Origin of the sequence: Asticcacaulis solisilvae (assembly GCF_017875235.1) — a bacterium.
Lineage (GTDB): Bacteria > Pseudomonadota > Alphaproteobacteria > Caulobacterales > Caulobacteraceae > Asticcacaulis > Asticcacaulis solisilvae_A.
In genome coordinates this window covers 25,603-41,415 of record NZ_JAGGMI010000023.1, presented here as the reverse complement: position 1 = coordinate 41,415, position 15,813 = coordinate 25,603, and the positions used below count along the sequence as shown (strand labels likewise).

Genomic DNA, 15,813 nt, shown 5'->3' with positions numbered 1-15,813 from the left:
CACGGCCGCATAACTCCGGCATCCAAAAATACCCAAACCCAAGTAACGGACAAAAAACAAACCCCGCCAAAAAGACGGGGTTTGTCAACAGTCTGGAGGGCGATCGCCCTCCTTTTTCGTTTCACGTCGTAAAACGTCAGTCCTTCAGGCCGCCCAGGCGCTTCATGATCAGCCAGACCGAGACGCAGACGAACAGGATACCGCCCGCGGCCGACAGGATGGAAACCATTGTCAGGCTGGCTTCGCTACCGAGAATGCGGGCGACGTTCGGATCATAGCGCGCGCGATAGTAGGTCGCCGCGGCGAAGCCGAGACAGCCCAGGCCCATGGCGCTGAACAGTATCCACCAGAAGGTCGAGCGGATCATCTTCCACCACGATGCGCCTTCTTCGTTGGCCTCATCGACCGTCAGGGCCACGCGGCCATCGCCGTTGGTCCAATCGCCGTCATTGCCAAAGGCATCTTCAAAGGTCGCGTCGATGGCCGCTGCGGGGGCCGCCTGCACGGGAGCGGGCTGCACCGGCGGCGTCTGGGACGCCTGGTAACCCGGCGGGAGGGGACGCTGAAGCTGCTCACGCCAGTTCAGGCTGTCGGTCCTGGGCGCCTGGGCCGCCTCGGCCTGAGGCGGCGCCGACAGGTCGACGGCCTTCGGGCGCGGAACCTCGACAACCGTGTCATCCTTGGGGATCGGGCGCGCATAGGGGTTAAGCGCCGTGATCTGCGGCGGCGGCATGGTCGACGCCGACGGCGCGGGTTTCAGGGCAAAGCTGACGACCGCAGGAAGGGGTTCATCGTCGGGCTCCGGATCAGCGGCCTTGGACAGCTGTACAGGCGCCGGCTTGGGCTCCGGCGTGACCAGCTTGGGCGCGGCCGCCGGCTGTGGAACCGGTTGGGGTTGCGGCGCCGGCGCGGGCCTGGCGGGCTGCGGCGTCGGCTTTACGGCCTGCGGAGCCAGGGGTCGACCGAGACCGCCCGAACCATAGGGCGAATAGAGGCGCATGAGCGCGGCGGCGGCTTCAGCCTTGCGTGCCTTTTCAGCGTCTTCCGCGGAAGCACCGTCAGCGGACGGGGTGGCGACGGCCGGCGCGACGACGGCTTGCGCCTGGGCGGCCTGGGCCTTCTCAGCCTCGGCGCGCTCGTGTTCCAGACGTTCCTTTTCAGCGCGTTCGCGCTGCAAGCGTTCCTGTTCGAGGCGTTCGGCCTCGATGCGCGCCTGCTCCTGACGCTCATGGTCGCGGCGCTCGTCTTCAAGGCGCTGCTGAGCCAGACGTTGCTGTTCCTCGCGCTCGCGTTCTTGCTCAAGACGGGCTTGCTCAAGACGGGCTTGCTCAAGACGGGCTTGCTCAAGACGGGCCTGCTCCAGGCGTTCCTGTTCAAGGCGGGCCGCCTCGGCGCGCTCGCGCTCAAGACGCTCGGCTTCGAGACGCATGACCTCCAGACGGGCGGCCTCGCGCTGGGCCGCTTCCTGTTGCTCGCGTTCCAGGCGCTCACGTTCGGCACGCTCGGCGTCAAGGCGCATCTGCACCTGGCGTTCCTGCTCCAGGCGCTCCGCCTCAAGGCGGGCCTGCTCAAGACGGGCCAGTTCCGCACGAACCATCTCGTCGCGCTGCAGGCGTTCGCGTTCCTGGCGTTCCAGTTCCAGCCGCGCCTCTTCAATGCGGGCCTGTTCGAGACGCTGGGCCTCGAGCCGCTGGAACTCCTGCAGGCGAGCCTCTTCGCGCAGTCGGGCTTCTTCGCGCTGACGCGCCTCTTCCGCGGCGCGCGCCGCGGCCAGCATTTCGGCCTGGCGCTGGGCTTCCTCGCGCATGCGCTGCTCGACCAGCTGCTGCTCCTGACGGCGCAGCTCCTCCATCCGCAGCTCCTGCTGACGCTGCTCCTGAAGTTTTTGGTCTTCTTGGGCACGGGCGATGGCGGCCTGGATCTCGGGGCTCATCGCCGGCGTGGTGTCGTAGGTATAGGGCGTCGGGCTGCTGGCGTAGGGCGACGCGCTGTAGGGCGGCGCCAAGGTCGCGCCCAGGCTCGCGGCCGGCGCAACGGGCGCCGACGGCGCGGGCTCGACCGGAGCGTTTTCGATCGGGGTATTTTCGATCGGACGGGGCGCAAAGGCGGCCAGGTCGATGACCTGACGTTCTACAGGTTGGGCCACGGGTTGGGCGACCGGTTGCGGCATGGGCTGCGGCGACGCGGAGATGTCGAAGGCCGCCGGTGTGGTGGCCAGAGGGGCGACCGGAGCGGACGCTTCGCCGACCGGATGCGCCGACAGCATACCGTTGCGGTCCGGCGCGTTGAGCTCGGCCGGGATAGGCGCCTGGACGTCGGCCATATCCTCCATCGGACGGACCAGCAGCGACGGCGCATTGCCGGCGACATCGTCCGGCGTCAGGAACAGGTTCTTTTCGGCGGCGCGGCGGCGGATCAGCGGCGCCAGCACGTAGGTCTGGCCGTTGAACTCGGCGGAGCGCCAGGCGTCCATGGCCAGGGCCGCTTCGGTCATGCGGCCTTCGTTGATGCGCTTCAGAACGGTCGACTGGCCGAAATTGTCGACGCCGATATTGAAGCAGAACGACACCAGGGCGTCGAACTGGTTCTGGTTGATAGGCACCAGGACCAGGTTGTTGATGGCGTCGACGATCGGCAGCAGATCGAAGCGTAGCAGGGCGTCGGCGTCTTCCTGGGTGCAGGTGGCGCCTTCACGGGCGGAGAAGGTGTGACCATAACCCAGCGTCCAGCGGCCGTCAGGCAGACGGGCCGCGGTCGACCGCAGGCCTTCAAAACTCTTGATCAGCTCGACCCCGGCGCGGGAAACCTTCAGACGCGCTCTCATCCCTAATCCTGACCCAAAATGGTCCATACGGAGCGTATACCTTCGCTCCCATGCCCCAAAACAAAACGCCCAATAGCGTGACAATCGTTAACTAGCAAACCACATACCGCGCGGGACTTACAAGAGGATTGTGACAGATACCTATCAGGCCAACCTGGGTAACAGAATGATCGCCGCCAGGCCCAGGAAGCTGAAGAACCCCACGCAGTCGGTGACCATGGTCACGAAGATCGGCGAGGCGACCGCCGGATCGCGGCCGATCTTCGACAAACCCAGTGGAATCAGCGTTCCGGCCAGGGCCGCCGCCGTCAGGTTGATCATCACCGCCGAACCGATAACAACGCCGAACAGGACGCCCTGCCACAGGCCGGCGGCAATCCCCAGAGCCACGGCGATGGCCGCGCCATTGACCAGCCCCACGCGAACTTCGCGCCACAGGGTGCGCAGGGCATTGGCCGCCGTCAGCTCACGCGCCGCCAGCGCCCGCACCGCTACGGTCAGCGACTGGGTGCCGGAATTGCCGCCGATCGACGCCACCACCGGCATCAGCACGGCCAGCGCCACCAGCTTCTGGATCTCGTCCTGGAACATCAGGATCAGCGACGAGGAAATGAAGGCTGTGAGCAGGTTGATGCTCAGCCACGGCAGGCGCGACTTGACGGTGTCGAACACGCCCTGGCGGCGGCCGGTCTCGGAGACACCGGCCAGTGCCAGCATGTCTTCCTGGCTTTCTTCCTGGATGATGTTGACGATGTCGTCGACCGTGATCTGCCCCACCAGCCGGCCCGAGGCATCCACGACCGGCGCCGAGATCAGGTGGTATTTCTCGAAGATATAGGCGACCTCTTCCTGGTCCTGATCGACCGTGATTTCGGTCGTCGGCTCCATCAGGCTGGTCAGGGCCAGTTCGCGCTTCGACCGCATCAGGAGCGACACCGGCAGGGCGCCGACCGGCTTATGGCTGGGGTCCAGCACATAGATGTCGAAGAACAGCTCCGGCAGGTCGTCGCCGTTCTCGCGCATATGGTCGATGGTCTGGCCGACATTCCAGAAGCTGGGCGCGGCCATGACCTCGCGCTGCATCAGGCGGCCGGCTGTCTCTTCCTCGAAAGTCATCGAGGTGACGAAGGCCTCGCGCTCGGATTCCGGCATGGCGGCCAGGACGGCCTTCTGCTGGTCTTCCTCCAGGTCCTCGAAGACGGCGGTGGCGTCGTCGGAATCGAGCTCCTGCAGCACCTCGGCTATGTCGGCGGTATGCAGGGTCTCGATGACTTCCTCACGGATGTCGTCGTCCAGTTCCGGCAGGATTTCGGCAATGGCGTCGGCCGGAATCCACGGGATCACCTGCTCGCGGTAGTCCTCGGACAGGAAGCCCAGCAGGTCGGCGACATCGGCCGGGTGCAAGGCGTCCAGCAGTTCACGCAGGCGCATGCCGTCGCCGCGATCGGCGGCGTCGATGACGAGGGTGATATATTGCGGATTGAGCGCGTAGTCGTCCTTGAGCGCGAAATCCTCGATCTGCTCGGGCGTCATCAGCTCACCGCCGATATCCTCATCGCGGCTATTCTTGATGTCGATCTCGGAGTCGATCTTCTTTTGAGCGGCGTCGGACTTCTGGCTCATGGCTCAGGCCTCCCCTTTTGGCGCCCTCTTTCCGGCGCCGCGCTCAAAAACTCATCCGGATGGTGCGGTCAAGAAGACTCGAACTTCCACGCCTTGCGGCACAGCGACCTCAACGCTGCGCGTCTACCAATTCCGCCATGACCGCACATGTCATCCGGAGAGCGGCGGGCATAGCAACACTGAAAGCGTTTGTGAAGGGCTTTGTCGGAAAATATCGGCGCGCCTGTGAATATTCCGTCACGCCGGAGCCCTAAACTAGCTACCGAGCGCCATATAGTCGTAGACGTCGGCCTGGCGCGTCACGACGATCGAGATCTTTTCTTCGAAAATCTGGATTTCGCCGCGCGCCACCGGATGGTTGTTCGCCAGGATCCACACCTCGTCGTGTTCGCGGGCGTCGAGCGGAATCACCGCGCCGCGGCCCATGCGCAGCAATTGCTGCATCGGCAGGACCGAACGGCCCAGCAGGACGGAGATTTCGACCGGAACGGCGCCAACCTGGGAAATCGACACAGGATACCTTGCTTGAATTCGAAGCGGATGCCACCCCATATTGCGGTGGCGGCTCCCGGGACTTGCGTCCGGAGCCAATTTGATAAATGACAAATCATGCTTGACGACGCGTTAATTCCGCCACCTTTTTTCGCAACCGACGACGGTCCCGCCCCCGAATGGATCGTGGCGGAAGGTCTGGTCCCCTACCCCGACGCCGTCGCCTTCATGGAAGCGCGAGCATCCGCCATAGCCGAAGGCAGTGCGCGTGAATGCGTCTGGCTGGTCGAGCACCCGCCGCTCTATACCGCCGGCGTGTCGGCCAAGACGACCGACCTGATCGCGCCCGACCGCTTTCCGGTCTTTACCAGCGCGCGCGGCGGGCAATACACCTATCATGGCCCCGGCCAGCGCGTCGCCTATGTCATGCTCGACCTCAACCGCCGCAAAAAGGACGTGCGCCTGTTCGTCGAGGCGCTGGAGCAATGGGTGATCGATACCCTGTGGCGCTTCAATGTCGAAGGCCATATCCGCCCTGGCCGCGTCGGCGTCTGGGTCGAGCGCAGGGACAAGGGGTATGAGGCCTCGTCTCCGGGCTCGTCAGAGCCCGGCAAGACCGACCGGCCGCCCGAGACATTGCGCTCAAGCAGCGAAGCGGTAGCGCTTCGCAATGTGCGAGGAGCCGCCCCGAGTTCACCTGTGGTGAACTTGGATTTCACACCACAATCGAGCGCGCTTTTGGCGCGCTCGGGGGCGCTTGAGCAGCGCTTCAAAGAGGACAAGATCGCCGCGATCGGCATCAAGCTCAGGCGCTGGGTCAGCTTTCACGGCGTCAGCCTGAATGTCGAGCCCGACCTCAGCCATTTCGGCGGCATCGTGCCGTGCGGCATTACCGAACACGGTGTCACCAGCCTGCTCGATCTCGGCCTGCCGGTGACCATGGACGATGTCGACTACGCCCTGCGCATGAGCTTCGAAGCCATCTTCGGCCCCGTCGAGGTCAGGCCTGAGCCTTGAGCCGATAAAGCGTGCGGCCATACCGGTTATCACCGCGTTCGCCTGGCATGACGCACAGGTCGATGACCGCCCAGACCAGGACCGCCACGGCGATGAAGTCGAAGAAGCCGACCGGGCGCGGCCAGACCATGACGACGGCGACCAGAATCACCGCCGACCACCAGCCAGACCGGCCACGATCGTGCAGTCGCTTGGACAGCAGGCAGGCGCCGCCATAGATCAGCGCCGGATAGACGATCCAGCCAGTGACGAACTGCAACGGTCCGGACACCAGCGCTTCATAGAAGGCCAGCACCAGCAACAGCAGGGCGACGCCGACCAGGAACGGCGTCTGGCGGACGCGTCCTTCGGCGGATAGAAACAGGTGGGCCCAGTCGATCTTCGAGTTCATATCAAACACTTATTAAACCAAGGGCGACTGTCGCCAGCCGCCCCGCTAAAGTCAAGTGTCGCGCTCACCTACTCCGTCAGGCGGGTCTTCTTGATGGCTTCGAACACCGCCGACAGGGCGGTATTGATCTGGCTGGCGCTGGTCAGGTCGTAGAAATAGTCCGGGCGCGTGGCGCAGGCGCGCAGCATGTCCGAATTGCCTTCGATGACCTTGATGACGAACACGGTAATGCCCTTGGCCTTGGCGTTGGTGCAGGCCAGCGCCGTACGCGCGTCGATCTTGGCCTTGTCGGTCCACCACCGGTTCCTGGTGTTGTCGCCGTCGGTGACCACGATCATGTATTTGCGTGTGGTGTCGTCGTTGAACGCCACGCCGCCGCCGAACGGTTCGGTGGGCGACAGGACTTCCATGCCCCACTGGACCCCGATGGTGATATTGGTCTGGGCGTTCGAGCCCCCTGCCACCATGCCCGACACAAAGGTGCGGGCATTGCTGATATTGTCACTCAGGCCCTGGACGACCTTCAGTGAGGTATCGGCGCACGGGACCGCCGGATAGAGCGTAGCGACATTGCCGGAGCTCGGCGCGTCACCTTGGGTGTCGTATGGCTGGGTACGGTCCGCGACGCAGCCCAGCCAGGCGCCGTGATTGGCCGAAGTGTAAGGCGTGTTCACCCACATCGTGCCGGCGCCGGCACCGAAAATGCTGTTCGCGGACTTCGATGTCGCCGCCGCTTCGCCGTAGCCGTTGCCATAGTTGGCATTGTAGGTGATCGTGCCTGCCGCCACTTCCGTATAGCACCCCGTGGTGCCGCTGTAGCAGGTATTTTTGACCTCATGGGCGCTGTTATATTCGCCGTTAGTGCCGGCGGAACCGCCTTGCGTTTCCAGGGTCTGGCTGGTCGAGGTCTGGGTGGCGCTCGACGTCGAGGTCGCGCCGGTTTCGGCATTGGTCGAGGTCGTCGGCGTTACGCTCTTGGTCGTCGTGACCGTGTAGGACGTCTCGGCGTATTTCAGAACGTTACCGTTATCCTTGGCGATCATATAGGTGTTGTAATAGGTGCGCTCGACGCCGGCGACCGTGACCTTGTAGGTCTGGTAATAGGCCTTGACCGTCTTCTTGCACTCTTCGACATTCGACGCCGTCTTGCACACCTTGTTATAGGTGTCGCGCAGGACGTTACAGAGATAACCGTTGGTTCCGCTCTTGCAGCCTTCGGAGACGCTCTGCGTGCCATAGTTGATATAGTCGTAGTTCGTGCCGGGCGTCAGGCGGACCTGGGTATTGAACGGAACGATCGCCACCTTGGTCTTCGACACGTTTTCGCCGTTGACCAGCAGGCTGGCCAGGACGTTGTCGACCGACGTCCTGAGATTGACCATCTTGTTGTCACTGGCCATCGAGCCGGTCGAGTCGAGCACCAGCGCGATTTCCGATTTCTGCATCTGCGACTGCGCCTTGGCGACGATGTTCAGGTCGAATGCCTCGATGCCGACGAAGGCGGAAAAGTAGCTCGTGACCTTGGCCGTGACCGTATAGGTCTGGTCCATCGTATTGCCGGTCGTGCTCTTCAACAGCGCCTTGTTGATGGCGTAGACGGACTTGTCGCTGAAATTATCGTCGAAGGCCTTGTCGGCCGCAAGCTTGCGTTCGTCGTCGGACTTGGAATAGCTGAGCGACATGGCGCGCAACAGCGCGGCGTCGGCCGCGTCCTGGACATGCTTGCGGGCACTGTCGACGCGGGAAAAATCGATGGCGCCGCCAACAGCGCCGAAGATGACAAATGCCGACAGGCCAAAGATGATGGCGGTATTGCCGCCGCGATCGGCGAACAACCGGCGCAACGCAGCGACAGGGTTCCAGCTCGATCCGGTCCGGGCGTTCCGGCTTCCAATGGGCGATTTCAAGCGCGTGATCCTTGCAATTCTACAAGTGAGACGAATGATAACGGTAAAAGCTTAAGATCGGGAAAATCCGGAAACGGAACACTGTAAAGCGTTCCATTTCCGAACATTCCACGCCCTTAAGCTCATTCGCTGCAAGAAATAAGCCATACTGACCGCGCTGAAATCAGTACAGAATTAACAATTCGTTAAGTAGTGAGCCGAATTTTCTTGATAGACTTCATGATCTTGCCAAGCGTTCCACTGAGTTGGCTGGCGTTTGACAGATTGTAGTAGTAACCGGTATTGGACGCACAGGCCTGAAGCTTCTCCGAATTCCCCTGTTCCAGGCGGATGGTGAAGACGGTGATGCCCAGCTTCTTGGCATTGGTGCAGGCATCGGTCATCCGGGCATCAATCTCCGCTGAATTGGTCGTCCAGCGGTTCTGCGTGTTCAACCCGTCTGTAAGCACTACCATATACTTGCTGACGGTGGCGTCGGTGAAAGCCGCTCCGCCCTCGAACGGCGCCGCCGGCGACAGGACTTCCATGCCCCACTGGATACCGATGGTGACATTGGTATTGCCGGCCGGCGTCATCTTCTTGGCGTAGGCCCGGACCGAGGCAATATCGGTGGTCAGCGGCACGATCGGCAGCAGGCTGTTCGTAGCGCACTTGGCAGCCGGATAAAGGGTCGCTGCATTACTGCTCGACGGCGCATCCGCCTGCGCATCGTAGGGTTTGGTACGGTCAACGACGCAGCCGGACCAGTTGGCCGTACCGACGCCCAGCAGGTCGTCATTGGTCGTGATGGTGTCGTTGTCCTTGATGGTCGACCCCGTAGCGCCGTAACCGCCGGTATAGGGATAGCCGTAGGTGATGTTGCCGGCGTACTGGTTGTAATTGTTGTAGCCGACATAGGACGGCGCAATGCCCGAGCTATAGGACCAGTAGTAACCGTTGGTGGTCGAATTGCCCTGCTGGCTGGCCGACGTATTGTTCGCGCTGAACGCCGCGACCCGGTAGTAGGTCAGGTAGCGCGTATTGTTGTCGCAGTAGCGGTTGCAGTTGCTGTTATAGTACGGATTGTTGAACCAGGTCGTTGTATAGACGTAGTAGTAGCCGTTATTGTACTTGGTATAGTTTGACGTATTGGCGGTACAGGTTGTGCCTGCCGAGTTCGAATAGGTGTTCGTCACCCAGTTGCACAGGTTCTTGGCGTTGGTCGTGACGGCGTCGCACTGGCCGGCCGTCAGGCCGGTGCAGGTGTAGGTCTGGCTGACCGAAGCGAAATTGCCGGCATAGCCCGTCATGCCATTGGCGTCGCTCAAGGAGACCTGAGTGTCGAACGGCACCAGGGCAACCTTGGTTGTCCCAAGATTCTTGCCCGTTACGGGGTCGACAAGGGTCGCCAGCACGGCATCGAGGCTGGTCTTCAGCGTCGACATCTTGTTGTTCTGGGCCATCGAGCCGGTGTTATCGAGCACGAAGACGATTTCAGCCGTGTTGATGCTCACCCCCGCCTTGGCGACGGCACTGATGGGGATCGTTTCGATGCCGACCAGTCTCACAAGGTAAGTCGGCACTTCCGCCGTCGCGGTGAACTTCATCACATTGACGTTGTTGCTGGTTTCCGCGGTCAATTCGCCGTCGGCGTCATACTCGTCGCGGAGTATACCCTTGGTGTTGGCCTTGAAGGCGCGATCCGCGGCGGTTTGCTGATTGCCGAGTTCGCCGGTCGCGTCGAGCGCGGCGGCGATGGCCGCGCTGTCGGCGGCATCCTGCAGGTGCGCCCGCGCCGACAGCACGCGGCTGTAATCGATACCGCCGCCGGCCGCCGCCAGGATGGGAATGGCCGAAAAGGCGACAATGATGGAGACATTACCGCTGCGGCTGCCAGCCGCTCGGGGCGCAAATATGCCGAAAGGCGTCCGTAAACCTCGGAACAGCCGAAGCGTCCGTCGGAAAAAACTGCCAGTGCTTACCATCGCCCCACCCGGGACCTACGCGGTCAGTAAATCGGCCCACCTTCTGTGGCCTGTTGAATAACCGGGCAAACCTATCATCCAGCGACTTAGCGAAAGCTGAAAACATGTGGTAAATCGATGATTAATTCTGTCTTTTCAGCGCCTTAAGTGATCACACCCTTTATCAAACCCTTATAAAACCTACGGCAGGGGCAGACCGAGCGCCGCGCACAGCGCGGTCATATCTTCGGCGACGGGCGCCGAAAGCGTCTTGTCCCCCCCGACGGGATGCGGGAAGCTCAGGGTCAGGGCGTGCAGCATCAGCCGGCGGACAGGATGGCCGTCAAGGCTGAGCGCGCCGCCATAGCGGGCATCGCCGGCGATCGGACAACCAAGATGCGCCAGGTGAACGCGAATCTGGTGCATCCGCCCGGTATGCGGCATGGCGCGCACCAGGGCGGCGTCGCCGGAACGCCCAAGAACCTCGAACGCTGTACTGGCCGTCAGGGCGTCGGGATGGTCGGGCGCGCACACGCGCGACCACGCTTCACGCCCCTGTTCTTCCCGGCGGAGCGCCTCATTGACCTCGAAGCGGTCCGGCAGCCGGCCGGCATTGGAAACCAGGCACAGATAGGTCTTTTCGAACGCCCGGCGGATCATCGCCTTGCCGAGGAAGGACGCGACCGGCGTCGTCTTGGCGACCAGCAATATTCCGGACGTATCGCGGTCCAGCCGGTGGATGAGCTTCGGCCGCTTGCCGTTCGAGCGGGCAAAAGCCCACATCAGGTCATCGAGATTGTGGTGATCGCCACGCCCGCCCTGGCTCGACAGGCCCGACGGCTTGTTGAAGCCCATGATGTCGGCGTCCTCAAAGATCACCATCGACCTGACCCAGGCGACATCGGCCTCGGAAATGTCGCGCGGCAGCTTGGACGCCGGAATGACCTTCGGTACCTGCTTCGGCCGGGGCTTTTGCGACTTCAGCGCCTTCAGATGCTGGGGGGAATGCTTGACCATGGGCGCTGACTACAGACCATAGGCGCGAGCGTCAACGTTTCTGCTTTTGGTCGCGCAAGGCCGCCCAGGCCTCCAGCCTTTGCCGCACCTTGCCTTCGTGGCCATCGCCCTTGGGGTCGTAGAAGCGCGGGCGCTTCATGCCGTCGGGGAAGTAGTTCTGGCCCGAGAAGCCGTCAGGATCGTCAGGGTCGTAGATATAGCCCGCGCCATAGCCGATATCCTTCATCAGCTTGGTCGGCGCGTTCAGGATGACGGCCGGCGGGTCGAGATGCCCGGTTTCCTTCGCCAGTTGCTGGGCCTTCTTGAAGGCGGTGTAGATGGCGTTCGATTTCGGCGCCGAGGCCATATGGACAACCGCCTGGGCCAGGGCCAGTTCGCCTTCGGGCGAACCCAGCACCTCGTAGGTGTCGCGCGCGGCGTGACACAGCAGGAGCGACATGGGATCGGCATTGCCGATATCCTCCGACGCCATGCGGATCAGCCTGCGCGCAATAAACAGGGGATCGTCGCCGCCATTGAGCATCCGCGCCAGCCAGTAAAGCGCCGCGTCCGGGTCCGAGCCACGCACCGCCTTGTGCAGGGCCGAGATCAGGTTGTAGTGCCCTTCCCGGTCCTTGTCGTGGTTCGGCCGCCGCTTTTGCAGGTGCGCCAGCAGTTCGTCGCTATCGATGGGGCTTTCGAAGCCCATATGGTCGAGCGATTCCACCAGGCTGAGGATATAGCGCCCGTCACCGTCGCTAAGCAGTTTCAAGGTCTCCCGCGCCTCGGCCGTCAGGGGCAGCTTGTGGCCGATATGGTCCTCGGCGCGATCGATGATCTGGTCCAGCGCAGCATCGTCCAGCCGGCGCAGGACGAAGACCTGCGCCCGCGACAGAAGCGCGCCGTTAAGCTCGAACGACGGATTTTCGGTCGTCGCACCGATCAGGGTCACTACGCCGGCTTCGACATAGGGCAGGAAGCTGTCCTGCTGGGCGCGGTTGAAACGATGTATCTCATCGACGAATAGCACGGTGCGCGCGCCCATGCGGTGACGCTGCTGCGCCGCCTCGAACACCTTCTTCAGGTCGGCGACGCCGGAAAAGACAGCGGAAATCTGCTGGAATTCATACCCCGCGGCCTCAGCCAGCAGGCGCGCAATGGTCGTCTTGCCGACACCGGGCGGCCCCCACAGGATCAGGCTGGGCAGGAAACCGCGTTCGATCAGCCGCGATATGGCGCCGTCCGGCCCCAGGAGGTGATCCTGGCCGACGACCTCGGCAACAGATTTCGGCCGCAGGCGGTCCGCCAGCGGCTTTGCGGCCTCATCGACCTTAGGCAGGGCGTCACGGATGACGGGCTGGGTGTCGCCGAACAGGTCGGCTGTGGGAGAAGCGGCCATGAAACAAATATAGAACGTTTGTCCTGTGTTTCAATGACTTTTCCTGATCCGCTTAGCGACCGTCGCCGAATTCCGTCGTCGTGCCCATCTTGGCCTTCAACGCGGCCTGGGCGTTCTTCGACAAGGTGACTTCGACGGCCGGACCAAACCCGCCGCCGTCCGACTTGCCGGCGGCCGAGACGTATTCGACCGGCTTGGGCGGTAGCACGTACTGGACCTTGGCCGTACCCTGGATGTCGCCAACAGGTGGAATGGCACTGCTCATCGGCGTACCTCCGGCTGCGCCGGATCACGCTCCGGCAAGGTGATCCTATCTCCTCCGGCTTAAATCCAGGCTAAGCAAGACCGTTAACAGCGGACAAAAAAGCGCCGCTGCACGAGGCAGCGGCGCAAGGATCTGGATTGTTTTTAGAGTCAGAAGTTGAAGCGGATACCGGTCGAGTAGCGCGGACCAAAGCGCTCGTGTTCGATCGGCTTGTCTTCCGTAGCGCCATAGCGGACGGCCGGCTGGTTGCCGATGTTCGACGCGTCGAGGTACCATTCCAGGTTCGAATTGATCTGGTAGCGGACCGACAGGTCGATTTCCTCGTCACCGTCCCAGTAGACGTCGCCGTTGTCAGCAGCCACGACGCGCGTGCCGGCCAGGGTGTAGCCGCCGATGTCCTGTATCCAGTCCGTGCGGTACTGATAAGCCAGGCGCACGGTCAGGCCGTACTTTTCGTAGGTGGCCTGCAGGTTGTAGACGCCGTCCGACGTGCCCGGCAGACTGACGGTGCGGTCCGGAACGCCAGCGGCGCCAGGCACCGTGACTTCCGAATTGGCCAGGGTCGCCGAGGCGCGAACGCCGAAGCCACCCAGCCAGGACGGCAGGTTGTTGTCGGCGACAAAGTCTTCGGCCGTTTGTGAGGCGTAGACTTCGAAGCCGCTAAGGTGACCATTGCCGCCGTTGCGCAGGGTCGTCAGAGTGTAGCCCGAACGATCGGTCGTACCCGTATTGAGGACGTCGCGGTTAAAGACGCCGCTCTGGCTGAACAGCACGTCCTTGATATCCTTGTAGAAGAAGCCGGCCATGACGAAGCCGTTCTTGGGATACCATTCCAGATAGGCGTCGAAGCCCGTCTGCTTCTCCGGCTTCGCGTCGGGGTTGCCGCCGCTGACCGTCTGGTTGGCATCGCTGTAGGTGAAATTCGGACGCAGATCGTCAAAGTCGGGGCGCGAGGCCGTCGAGGTAACACTGAAGCGCGCCTTCAGGTCGTCGCGGACGTTCCAGTTCACGTGGACGCTGGGATAGGCCAGGGTGTCTTCACTTTCGGTGTGGACGACACGGTAGTCCGCCGGTCCGCTGGTCGCAAAGTTGACCAAGGCTTCACCAGTGTTCTGGACCTTTTCAACGCGCACGCCGTAGACCAGATTACCCCAGCCCGTGTCGGTCGTCGCCATGGCATAACCGGCCGTCTGGGTTTCCGTCACGCGCCAGAAGTTCTGGGCGGCAGCGGCGTCGTCGCGAACAAGGGCGCCGGCCTTGTCGGCGGCTGCCACGAAGGCGTTGGTGGCGGCCTTGTCCGTGTAGTTGAAGGTAAAGCCCAGCGTCTGCTCACCCTTGTATGGGATGTTCGTCGTCATGCTGGAATAGGTCGGCGAAGCAATGCCCTTGGCCGTCAGTGTCGCCGGCGTGCCGGTGTACTGGACGGGGTTGTTCTTCTTGCGGCGCGCCGTGACCAGGCCACCGAACTCAACCTTGGTAGCACGGCCGAACAGCTGCGTCCTGTGGTCGATGTCGATCTTGGCCGTGTCGGCGATGGTCAGTTCACCACCTTCGATGCGGAAGACCGAGGTCAGCGGCGTCGAGAACGATTCCGCCGAAGCCACGGCGGCGCCCTTGGTGCGAGCCGTGTCGGTGCCTCCCGTGACAAACAGGCTGACGGTCGCCTTGTCCGGATTGCGGAAGTCGTAATCGACGGTCGGGCGGGCGCTGAAGGTCGACGGGCTTTGGAAAGCAAAGCCAACCGGCTGGTCTGCGCCGTTCGACGCCTGGGTTTGGTTGACGCGCCACGAGATATCGAAGTCACTCCAGCGGTGTTCGCCACCGATCGTCGTCGTACCGAGCGATTCCTTGGAGTCGCGGTAGTCGACTCGGCCGTTCAGGCGCGCGCCGTAGACGGTGCCCTGGGTGGGATCATTGGCCGTGAAATAGGCGTCGCTGTTATAGGCGACCTTGGTCGCGCTCGTGCCCTGGTCGAGGCGGACGATGAAGTTGTCGCGCAGTTCATCATCGTGGAACTGCGTCCAGATGGTCGAAGCAAAGACCGTATTGTTATCGTCGAACTTGTAGTCCGTACGCAGCGACAGCGAGTCGTTATAGCGGGTGAGGCGATAGTTCTTGTATTCGAACTCGCGGGCAAAACGCTTGCCCGGAACATTGGTGCGCTCCTGCAGGTAGGGATCGATTTCCCAGTTCTCGGTCGCCATTTCACGCTGATAGTGCGAAGCCTGGGCAACGACGCCAAGCTTGCCGTCCAGGAAGATGTTCGAATAGACGAGGTTGGCGTCATATTCCTGTCCGCCGCCAAGTTCAACCGTGCCGATGCCCAGCTTGCCGGTGATCTTCTGGCCATTGTAGTCAAACGCGCGGCGCGTGCGAATGTCGATATTGCCGGCGACCGTATCACCTGGCATCGAGGCCACGATCGCCTTCTGGACGGTGACCTGCGACGCGATGGCCGAGGGGATATTGTCGAAACGCGAGTCGCGGCCTTCGGCCGACACGACACCCAGACCATCGAATGAGATGGTCGCCCACCGGCGCGGCATGCCACGCAGATTGACATAGCGGGCTTGGCCCTGGTCACGCTCAACACCGACGCCCGGCAGGCGGCCAATGGCGAAGGCAATGTTCTGGTCGGGCAGGTCGCCGATGGCGTCGGCCGAAAGAACGCTGACCAGCGAGTCGGAATTCTTCTGCACGCGCAGAGCGGCGGCTTCGCTTTCCGCCAGCGGGCGGCGGCCGCGGACGACGACTTCCTGTGCGTCGTCACCGGCGGCTTCTGCGGCCTGCGCCTCGGCATAGCCCGCAAACAGAGCCACGCCCGTCATCAGCGCGGCCTTGAACGCGGCGCCCTTCGTTGAAAAGGTCATTGATATCCCCAAATCCCAAACAGCCGGACCTCCGGCCGCTATCGCACAGGGGCGTTAGGGGGGATTTGTGACGCAGCCACTACAAA

General features: G+C 62.6%; 11 protein-coding genes and 1 tRNA gene. 1 reads left to right on the top strand and 11 read right to left on the bottom strand.

The annotated features are described in order from the left end of the window. Window positions 1-136 precede the first annotated feature (136 nt). The 4 genes from J2X24_RS22075 to J2X24_RS22060 all read right to left on the bottom strand — a co-directional run bounded on the left by J2X24_RS22075 (window position 137) and on the right by J2X24_RS22060 (window position 4,954). The gene (locus J2X24_RS22075; protein WP_209726207.1) at window positions 137-2,824 is read right to left on the bottom strand and encodes a glycoside hydrolase family protein; all 2,688 of its coding nucleotides are present in this window, start codon (window positions 2,822-2,824) and stop codon (window positions 137-139) included. Between the two features lie 144 nt (window positions 2,825-2,968). After that, window positions 2,969-4,447, bottom strand: coding sequence for a magnesium transporter (gene mgtE / locus J2X24_RS22070; protein ID WP_209726205.1), 1,479 nt, complete (start codon window positions 4,445-4,447; stop codon window positions 2,969-2,971). A gap of 60 nt (window positions 4,448-4,507) precedes the next feature. Then, window positions 4,508-4,592 (bottom strand) — tRNA-Leu (locus J2X24_RS22065). 110 nt (window positions 4,593-4,702) lie between these two features. After that, window positions 4,703-4,954, bottom strand: coding sequence for a FliM/FliN family flagellar motor switch protein (locus tag J2X24_RS22060; protein ID WP_425353176.1), 252 nt, complete (start codon window positions 4,952-4,954; stop codon window positions 4,703-4,705). Between the two features lie 102 nt (window positions 4,955-5,056). Between J2X24_RS22060 and lipB the strand changes: the two genes are divergently transcribed. Next, window positions 5,057-5,956 (top strand): lipoyl(octanoyl) transferase LipB, encoded by a 900-nt coding sequence (gene lipB / locus J2X24_RS22965; protein WP_404977840.1) that lies wholly within the window; start codon window positions 5,057-5,059, stop codon window positions 5,954-5,956. Here the strand turns inward: lipB and J2X24_RS22045 are convergent. The 7 genes from J2X24_RS22045 to J2X24_RS22015 all read right to left on the bottom strand — a co-directional run bounded on the left by J2X24_RS22045 (window position 5,940) and on the right by J2X24_RS22015 (window position 15,727). After that, window positions 5,940-6,347 (bottom strand): DUF805 domain-containing protein, encoded by a 408-nt coding sequence (locus J2X24_RS22045; RefSeq protein WP_209726201.1) that lies wholly within the window; start codon window positions 6,345-6,347, stop codon window positions 5,940-5,942. The genes lipB and J2X24_RS22045 overlap by 17 nt on opposite strands. 68 nt (window positions 6,348-6,415) lie before the next feature. Further along, a complete protein-coding gene (locus tag J2X24_RS22040) occupies window positions 6,416-8,254 on the bottom strand; it encodes a TadE/TadG family type IV pilus assembly protein (RefSeq protein WP_209726199.1) in 1,839 nt (612 codons plus the stop codon). Window positions 8,255-8,439: 185 nt separating this feature from the next. Then, window positions 8,440-10,218: a vWA domain-containing protein gene (locus tag J2X24_RS22035; protein WP_209726197.1), complete on the bottom strand. Its 1,779-nt coding sequence runs from the start codon at window positions 10,216-10,218 to the stop codon at window positions 8,440-8,442. 180 nt (window positions 10,219-10,398) lie between these two features. After that, window positions 10,399-11,214 (bottom strand): RluA family pseudouridine synthase, encoded by an 816-nt coding sequence (locus J2X24_RS22030; RefSeq protein WP_209726195.1) that lies wholly within the window; start codon window positions 11,212-11,214, stop codon window positions 10,399-10,401. Between the two features lie 31 nt (window positions 11,215-11,245). Further along, window positions 11,246-12,592, bottom strand: a complete 1,347-nt coding sequence (locus J2X24_RS22025; protein ID WP_245345040.1) for a replication-associated recombination protein A — start codon at window positions 12,590-12,592, stop codon at window positions 11,246-11,248. A 52-nt stretch (window positions 12,593-12,644) separates the two neighbouring features. After that, window positions 12,645-12,857, bottom strand: coding sequence for a hypothetical protein (locus J2X24_RS22020; RefSeq protein WP_209726193.1), 213 nt, complete (start codon window positions 12,855-12,857; stop codon window positions 12,645-12,647). A 149-nt stretch (window positions 12,858-13,006) separates the two neighbouring features. Continuing rightward, a complete protein-coding gene (locus J2X24_RS22015) occupies window positions 13,007-15,727 on the bottom strand; it encodes a TonB-dependent receptor (protein WP_209726191.1) in 2,721 nt (906 codons plus the stop codon). Window positions 15,728-15,813 lie beyond the last annotated feature (86 nt).

What these genes read in the sequence shown, in the direction of transcription:
- J2X24_RS22075 (WP_209726207.1), bottom strand. Translation starts at nt 2,824, where the DNA reads ATGAGAGCGCGTCTGAAGGTTTCCCGCGCCGGGGTCGAGCTGATCAAG.
- mgtE (WP_209726205.1), bottom strand. Translation starts at nt 4,447, where the DNA reads ATGAGCCAGAAGTCCGACGCCGCTCAAAAGAAGATCGACTCCGAGATC.
- lipB (WP_404977840.1), top strand. Translation starts at nt 5,057, where the DNA reads ATGCTTGACGACGCGTTAATTCCGCCACCTTTTTTCGCAACCGACGAC.
- J2X24_RS22045 (WP_209726201.1), bottom strand. Translation starts at nt 6,347, where the DNA reads ATGAACTCGAAGATCGACTGGGCCCACCTGTTTCTATCCGCCGAAGGA.
- J2X24_RS22035 (WP_209726197.1), bottom strand. Translation starts at nt 10,218, where the DNA reads ATGGTAAGCACTGGCAGTTTTTTCCGACGGACGCTTCGGCTGTTCCGA.
- J2X24_RS22030 (WP_209726195.1), bottom strand. Translation starts at nt 11,214, where the DNA reads ATGGTCAAGCATTCCCCCCAGCATCTGAAGGCGCTGAAGTCGCAAAAG.
- J2X24_RS22025 (WP_245345040.1), bottom strand. Translation starts at nt 12,592, where the DNA reads ATGGCCGCTTCTCCCACAGCCGACCTGTTCGGCGACACCCAGCCCGTC.
- J2X24_RS22020 (WP_209726193.1), bottom strand. Translation starts at nt 12,857, where the DNA reads ATGAGCAGTGCCATTCCACCTGTTGGCGACATCCAGGGTACGGCCAAG.
- J2X24_RS22015 (WP_209726191.1), bottom strand. Translation starts at nt 15,727, where the DNA reads ATGACCTTTTCAACGAAGGGCGCCGCGTTCAAGGCCGCGCTGATGACG.